The organism is Sphingomonas sp., from assembly GCF_042091075.1.
Taxonomy (GTDB): Bacteria; Pseudomonadota; Alphaproteobacteria; order Sphingomonadales; family Sphingomonadaceae; genus Sphingomonas.
This window is the reverse complement of sequence record NZ_JBELIE010000195.1, coordinates 1-5390: the sequence shown is the minus strand read 5'-3', so window position 1 is coordinate 5390 and position 5390 is coordinate 1. Positions and strand designations below refer to the sequence as shown.

At 66.7% G+C, this 5390-nt stretch carries 5 protein-coding genes and 1 pseudogene; 5 read left to right on the top strand and 1 reads right to left on the bottom strand.

Features of this window, described 5'->3' with window-relative positions; genetic code table 11:
• Positions 1-574 (bottom strand): annotated as a pseudogene (locus ACFDSW_RS15005) (excinuclease ABC subunit A); the annotation flags it as partial.
• A 173-nt stretch (positions 575-747) separates the two neighbouring features.
• On the opposite strand from ACFDSW_RS15005, the gene ACFDSW_RS15000 reads away from it, so the two are divergent.
• The 5 genes from ACFDSW_RS15000 to ACFDSW_RS14980 all read left to right on the top strand — a co-directional run.
• Positions 748-1104 (top strand): hypothetical protein, encoded by a 357-nt coding sequence (locus ACFDSW_RS15000; RefSeq protein WP_375251079.1) that lies wholly within the window; start codon positions 748-750, stop codon positions 1102-1104.
• A 128-nt stretch (positions 1105-1232) separates the two neighbouring features.
• Complete coding sequence (locus ACFDSW_RS14995) at positions 1233-2123, top strand: crotonase/enoyl-CoA hydratase family protein (protein ID WP_375251078.1); 891 nt, start codon at positions 1233-1235, stop codon at positions 2121-2123.
• Between the two features lie 133 nt (positions 2124-2256).
• A complete protein-coding gene (gene rpiA / locus ACFDSW_RS14990; RefSeq protein WP_375251077.1) occupies positions 2257-2925 on the top strand; it encodes a ribose-5-phosphate isomerase RpiA in 669 nt (222 codons plus the stop codon).
• Between the two features lie 70 nt (positions 2926-2995).
• Positions 2996-5071, top strand: coding sequence for a transketolase (tkt, locus tag ACFDSW_RS14985; protein ID WP_375251076.1), 2076 nt, complete (start codon positions 2996-2998; stop codon positions 5069-5071).
• A gap of 108 nt (positions 5072-5179) precedes the next feature.
• Positions 5180-5390 (top strand): transaldolase family protein (locus ACFDSW_RS14980; RefSeq protein WP_375251075.1); only part of this gene is annotated, 211 nt, incomplete at its 3' end.

Here is a 5390-nt window from a genome sequence, read left to right as displayed (position 1 = left end):
GCGCCTCGTCGATCTCATGGATCGTGCCGTCGATGCGCACGCGGGTGAAGCCCGCTTTCTGCCACTCGGCCAGTTCCCTGCGATACTCGCCCTTGCGCCCGCGCACGACCGGGGCGAGCAGGTAGAGCCGCGTCCCTTCGGGCAGCGCCATGACGCGATCGACCATCTGGCTCACGGTTTGCGCCGCGATCGGCAAGCCGGTGGCGGGGGAATAAGGGATGCCGACGCGCGCCCACAGCAAGCGCATGTAATCGTAGATTTCGGTGACGGTCGCCACCGTCGAGCGGGGATTGCGGCTGGTGGTCTTCTGCTCGATCGAGATCGCCGGCGAAAGCCCTTCGATATGATCGACGTCGGGCTTCTGCATCAGTTCCAGAAACTGGCGCGCATAGGCGGACAGCGACTCGACGTAGCGACGCTGCCCCTCGGCATAGATGGTGTCGAATGCGAGGCTGGACTTGCCCGAGCCCGACAGGCCGGTGATCACCGTCAGCGTGTCGCGCGGAATGTCGACCGACACGTCCTTCAGATTGTGCTCGCGCGCGCCGCGGACGGAGATGGTGGTAAGAGCCATGCGATGAATTGTTCCAGATTTGTTCGCACTCGTCCAGTGCGCGCCTGCCGCCGCGATGTGGGGCGGTGGTGCGTGCGGGACAAGGCGAGTGGAGCGCGAACGAAGCAACCCGCGGCGCGTTGCATCCCGCCGACGGTGTCTTATATCTCTGTTACACCGTTGCGAGGGCCGACATGGGCAAGAAAGCGAAAAAGGGAAAGCTGCCGAAGGAAGTGTTCGGCGTGAAACTGCCCAAGGAACTGCGCCGGGCGGGCGACCAGCTGATCGAGCAGGCGACCAGCGCGGCAGGGCAGAAGGCGTTGGCCGGCGCGCTGACGATGGCCGCCGCCGCGGCGACCGCCGCGCTGGCGCGGGGGCGCGAGCCGGCCGGCGAATCGCCCCGTTCGGCGGACGCGACCGAGGCGCCCGGCGCGACCGACGCACCCCATGCCCAGGGTACGCAGCGCTCGCCCGATCCGCAGGCGATCGCCGATATCGCCGGACAGGCGGTCGAGGCGGTGATCGGCAGGGTCTTCGGGAAGAAGGGCTGATCGCCGTCGTCGGCGTGCGGGGATAGGGCCTGCCCGCTGGCTTGCGTGCCGGTCTCCGTACCGCGCCCCGGTTGACGGCACGGTCCATAAGTTCTGTTATGCTCCGCGAAAGAGCGAGGAGCGCTGCGGTGGGATACGAGCAGATCATCTATGATGTGGCCGATGGGGTCGCCACGATCACTTTGAACAGACCCGATAAACTGAACGCCTTCACCGGCACGATGATGCAGGAGATGATCGCGGCGTTCGACGCGATCGACGCCGATGACGATGTGCGCGCGGTGATCGTCACCGGGGCGGGGCGGGCATTCTGCGCCGGGGCGGATCTGTCAGGCGGTGGCAAGACGTTCGACTACGACAGCCGTGGCGAGGGCTCGCCGGTCGGGCCGAACGGCGAATTGCGCTACGGCAGCGAGAGCGCGCGCGACGGCGGCGGCCGGCTGACGCTGCGAATCTTCGAATGCGTTAAGCCGGTGATCGCCGCGATCAACGGCCCGGCGGTAGGCGTCGGCTCGACGATGACGCTGCCGATGGACATTCGGCTGGCCAGCGAGACGGCGCGCATGGGCTTCGTCTTCGCGCGGCGCGGCATCGTGCCCGAGGCGGCGTCGAGCTATTTCCTGCCGCGTGTCGTCGGGATCAGCCAGGCGCTCGAATGGTGCTATTCCGGGCGCGTGTTCGACGCCGCCGAGGCAAAGGCGGGCGGCTTGGTGAAAGAGGTGCTGCCCGCTGACCGTTTGCTGCCGCGCGCGATGGAATTGGCGCGTGAGATCGCGGACCATACCGCCCCCGTCTCCGTCGCGCTGACGCGGCAGATGCTGTGGCGCGGGCTCGGCTATACGCACCCGATGGACGCGCATAAGGTCGACAGCCGGGCGATCCTGTCGCGCGGCCGCTCCGGCGATGCGGCCGAGGGCGTTACCTCCTTCCTGGAGAAGCGCGCGCCCGCCTATCCGGATCGGGTCAGCCGCGACATGCCCGATTTCGTGCCCTGGTGGGAGGAGCAGGTATATTCGTGACAGGGGACCCTGCCGTCGCCGGGTGACGAATGGGCGGGTATGACGTCTTTTTGGAGGCTTATAATATCCGACATCGTCACGCCCCCGCGCCGCCGCATGAACCTGCCTCACCATCGGGAGCGTTCAGGTCGATATGAAGGACACGGATCGCGACAAGCATATGGCGGCGGAGGCCGCGGTGGCGGAAGTGCGCGACGGCATGCTGGTCGGTATCGGCACCGGATCGACCGTCGCGTTCGCGATCGCCGCGCTAATCGCGCGGGGGGCGCGGATCGAGACGGTCGCGACCAGTGAGGACAGCGCCGCCAAGGCGCGCGCGGGCGGACTGGTGGTACGCGATTTCGCGGCCGTCGCTCGCGTCGACCTGACGATCGACGGTGCCGACGAGATCGACGCGCGCTTCGTCGCGATCAAGGGGGCTGGCGGCGCGCTGCTGCGCGAGAAGATCGTCGCCGCCGCCTCGACCCGGATGATCGTCATCGCCGATGGGTCGAAACAGGTGGCGGCGGTCGGTGTCGCGAAACTGCCGGTCGAGGTGCTGCCGTTCGCGCGGGGGTTCGTCGCGGCGCGGCTGGAGGCGCTGGGCGCGCGCGTGACACCACGAACCGGCCTGACCGACAATGGGAATGTGATCCTCGATGCGCACTTCGGCGGGATCGCCGATCCCCATGGACTGGCCGGCGCGATCCAGGCGATTCCGGGCGCGCTGGGGCATGGCCTGTTCCTGGAAGAGGTCGACGCCGCCTATATCGCGCGCGATGGTGTCGTTACGCGGCTGGAACGCGACGGGTCGAGAGGTTAAGGGGGCCGGGACTCGGCAACCGGCATCATGCCGGTGCGTTCGATGGACGATCCCCGACACGAGGCTTTGCATGACCGATACCGCAACCCTGCCCGCCAATGTCCATGAGGATGGCAGCCCCGAGCGGCTGCAGATCGACACGATCCGGACGCTGTCGATGGATGCGGTGCAAAAGGCCAACTCGGGTCACCCCGGCACGCCGATGGCGCTGGCCCCGGTCGGCTGGACGATCTGGACGCAATTCCTGCGCTACGATCCCGCGCATGCCGACTGGCCCAATCGCGATCGCTTCGTGCTGTCGGTCGGCCATGCCTCGATGCTGCTGTACTCGCTGCTGTATCTGGCGGGGGTCGAGGAGATCGGCGCCGATGGCAGGAAGACCGGCCAGCCGGCGATGAGCCTCGACGATATCAAGCAGTTCCGCCAGCTCTCGTCGAAGACGCCGGGCCATCCCGAATATCGCCACACCACCGGGGTGGAGACGACCACGGGACCGCTGGGCGCGGGCTGCGGCAATTCGGTCGGCATGGCGATCGCGGAGCGCTGGCTGGCGGCGCGCTATAACAAGCCGGGCTTCACGCTGTTCGATCATGACGTCTATGTCGTCTGCGGCGATGGCGACATGATGGAAGGTGTCTCCGCCGAGGCGGCGAGCGTCGCAGGCCATCTGAAGCTGAGCAACCTCTGCTGGATCTACGACAGCAACCATATCTCGATCGAGGGCGGCACCGACCTGGCCTTTGACGAGGACGTGGGCAAGAGGTTCGAGGGTTATGGCTGGCGTGTCATCCATGTCGACGACGCCAATGATATCCACGCGCTGAAAGACGCGCTCCAGGCGTTCCGTGACGAACAGGGTCGCCCGACGCTGATCGTCGTCCACTCGATCATCGGCTGGGGCAGCCCGCGCGCCGGCAGCGAAAAGGCGCATGGCGAGCCGCTCGGCGCGGAGAATGTCGCGAAGACCAAGGAAGCCTATGGCTGGCCGGTCGATCAGGACTTCTACGTGCCCGACGGCGTGAAGGAAGCCTTTGGCAAGGCGGTGAAGGATCGCGGCGGCAGGCTGCGCGACGAATGGGTGGCGATGGTCGATCGCTATCGCGGCGAACATGCCGAGCTGGCCGCCGAACTGGACCTGATGCTGAAGGACGAGCTGCCCGAGGGCTGGGACGGTGACATCCCCACCTTCGAGGCCGACGAGAAGGGCGTTGCCAGCCGGGACGCGGGCGGCAAGGTGCTCAACGCCATCGTCAAGAAGGTGCCGTGGCTGCTGGGCGGTTCGGCCGATCTCTCGCCGTCCACCAAGACCGACATCAAGGGCGCGGCATCGTTCGAGGCGGACAATTACGCCGGCAGCAATTTCCATTTCGGCGTGCGCGAACATGCGATGGGCGCGATCGTCAACGGCATGTCGCTGTCGCACCTGCGCGGCTACGGCTCCACCTTCCTCGTGTTTCTCGATTACATGCGCGCGCCGGTGCGCCTGTCCGCGATCATGGAGATCGGGTCGGTGTGGGTGTACACGCATGACTCGATCGGCGTGGGCGAAGATGGCCCCACGCACCAGCCGATCGAGCATCTCGCCACGCTGCGCGCGATCCCCGGGCTGGATACGATCCGCCCCTGCGACGCGAACGAGGTGGCGGCGGCATGGCGCGCGGTGATGAAGGATGCCAGCACCCCGGCGGCGCTGATCCTGTCGCGGCAGGCGCTGCCGACCCTGGATCGCGGCACCTATGCCGCGGCCGACGGGCTGGAGAAGGGCGCTTACGTCCTTGCCGACAGTGACGGCACGCCCGACGTGATCCTGATCGCGACCGGATCCGAGGTGTCGCTCGCCGTAAAGGCCTATGAGCAGTTGAAGAGCGACGGCGTCAATGCGCGCGTCGTGTCGATGCCGAGCTGGTATCGCTACGAACTGCAGGATGCGGCGTACAAGGAAAGCGTGCTGCCCAAGGCGGTGAAGGCGCGTGTCGCGATCGAGATGGCGGGCTCGCTCGGCTGGGATCGCTACACCGGCTACGAAGGGCGGCAGATCACCATGTCGACCTTTGGCGCATCGGCGCCGATCGCGAAGCTGCAGGATAAATACGGCTTCACGGTCGAGAATGTCGTCAAGGTGGCGAAGGAAGCGATCGGCGGCTGACCCGCCATGCCGGACTTGTTCCGGCATCCGCGGCGCCAATATCGCTGACGTGCGGGCTTGCGGACGGTTCGACGCCGGAACAAGTCCGGGGTGACGAAGGAGTATGATGTGAGCAAGCTACAGGATCTCAGCGCAGCCGGCACCGCGGTGTGGCTGGACTTTGTCGACCGCAAGTTCCTTTCCGCCGGCGGATTGCAGAAGCTCGTCGATGAAGACGGGCTGACCGGTGTCACCTCCAACCCGACGATCTTCGAGAAGGCGATGGGCGCGGGCGAGGCCTATGACGAGGGCTTCGCGGCGTTCAACAAGGCGCATCCCG